Source organism: Komagataeibacter nataicola, from assembly GCF_003207795.1.
GTDB lineage: Bacteria > Pseudomonadota > Alphaproteobacteria > Acetobacterales > Acetobacteraceae > Komagataeibacter > Komagataeibacter nataicola.
This window is the reverse complement of record NZ_NIRT01000069.1, coordinates 2,501-4,783: the sequence shown is the minus strand read 5'-3', so window position 1 is coordinate 4,783 and position 2,283 is coordinate 2,501. Positions and strand designations below refer to the sequence as shown.

The following is a 2,283-nucleotide window of genomic DNA, read 5'->3' as shown; positions in this document are numbered from 1 at the left end:
CTAGAGTACCTTTTATCCGTTGAGCGATGGCCCTTCCACGCGGGACCACCGGATCACTATGGCCGACTTTCGTCTCTGATCGAGCTGTCACTCTCACAGTCAGGCGGGCTTATGCCATTGCACTCGACAGCCGGTTTCCGACCGGCCTGAGCCCACCATCGCGCGCCTCCGTTACACTTTGGGAGGCGACCGCCCCAGTCAAACTGCCCACCATGCAGGGTCCCGGACCTGGCTAACAGGCCTCGGTTAGACATCAGAAACAGTCAGGGTGGTATTTCAAGGATGGCTCCACCGGAACTGGCGCCCCGGTTTCAAAGCCTCCCACCTATCCTACACAGAATGTCTCTGATGCCACTGCAAAGCTGCAGTAAAGGTTCATAGGGTCTTTCCGTCTGACCGCGGGTACCCCGCATCTTCACGGGGAATTCAATTTCGCTGAGCCGATGCTGGAGACAGCGGGGAAGTCGTTACGCCATTCGTGCAGGTCGGAACTTACCCGACAAGGAATTTCGCTACCTTAGGACCGTTATAGTTACGGCCGCCGTTTACCGGGGCTTCAATTCGGTGCTTGCACACCTCCTCTTAACCTTCCGGCACCGGGCAGGCGTCAGGCCGTATACGTCGTCTCTCGACTTCGCACAGCCCTGTGTTTTTACTAAACAGTCGCTACCCCCTGGTCTGTGCCACCCGCCGATGGTTGCCCACTGACGGGTCTTGCTTATCCCGAAGTTACGCAAGTAATTTGCCTAGTTCCTTCAGCATCGTTCTCTCAAGCGCCTTGGTATTCTCTACCAGTCCACCTGTGTCGGTTTCGGGTACGGTCTATATGCCAGAGCTATTTCCTGGAATACTCCAAAAGCCGGATCAATCCGATAAGACCCGACAACATATTGTATTCGTCACTTCTGGCAGGCCCGGGAATATTTGCCCGGTTTCCATCGACTACGGCTTTCGCCCTCGCCTTAGGGGCCGGCTCACCCTGCGCGGATTAACCTTGCGCAGGAACCCTTGGACTTTCGGCGACAGTGTTTCTCGCACTGTTTGTCGCTACTCATGTCAGCATTCGCACTTCCGATATCTCCAGAGAGGGTCACCCCGTCTCCTTCACAGACCTACGGAACGCTCCGCTACCGCGCATTCATAGAATGCACCCACAGCTTCGGCACGTGGCTTGAGCCCCGTTACATTTTCGGCGCAAGGTTTCTATTAGACCAGTGAGCTATTACGCTTTCTTTAAAGGATGGCTGCTTCTAAGCCAACCTCCTGGTTGTTTTGGAATCCTCACATCCTTTCCCACTTAGCCACGATTTGGGGGCCTTAGCTGGTGGTCTGGGCTGTTTCCCTCTCGACAATGGACCTTAGCACCCACTGTCTGTCTGCCGAGCTCATACTTCCGGGTATTCGGAGTTTGGTTAGGTTTGGTAAGGCTTTGGGCCCCCCTAGCCCATCCAGTGCTCTACCCCCCGGGGTAATACTCGACGGTCTACCTCAATAGATTTCGCGGAGAACCAGCTATTTCCGAGTTTGATTGGCCTTTCACCCCTAGCCACAGCTCATCCCCGACTTTTTCAACAGGCGTGGGTTCGGCCCTCCAGTGCGTGTTACCGCACCTTCAGCCTGGCCATGGCTAGATCACTCGGTTTCGGGTCTTCTGCCAGCAACTCGTCGCCCTATTCAGACTCGCTTTCGCTGCGCCTACACCTAACGGCTTAAGCTTGCTGCAAACAGAAACTCGCTGACCCATTATACAAAAGGTACGCCGTCACCCCATAAGAGGCTCCGACTGCTTGTAGGCATTCGGTTTCAGGTCTCTTTCACTCCCCTCGTCGGGGTGCTTTTCACCTTTCCCTCACGGTACTTGTTCACTATCGGTCACCAGGGAGTATTTAGGCTTGGAGGGTGGTCCCCCCATGTTCAGACAGGATTTCACGTGTCCCGCCCTACTCAAGGACTGTTCCTGACACTACGCATACGGGGCTATCACCCGCTCTGGCCGGACTTTCCATTCCGTTCTGCTTCTTCAAAAACAGCCACTGGCCTGTTCCGCGTTCGCTCGCCACTACTAGCAGAATCTCAATTGATGTCTTTTCCTCCGGGTACTTAGATGTTTCAGTTCCCCGGGTTCGCCTCATGTCCCTATGTATTCAGAACATGATACCCATCGCTGGGTGGGTTGCCCCATTCAGATATCCACGGATCAAAGCCTGCTCGCGGCTCCCCATGGCTTTTCGCAGCGTGCCACGTCTTTCATCGCCTCCTGGTGCCAAGGCATCCACCGAATGC

1 rRNA gene (running past one end of the window) is annotated in these 2,283 nt (G+C 55.1%); it reads right to left on the bottom strand.

What is annotated here, in order from left to right:
• Positions 1-2,283 (bottom strand): 23S ribosomal RNA (locus CDI09_RS17090); its annotated part runs 16 nt beyond the window's last position; the annotation flags it as partial.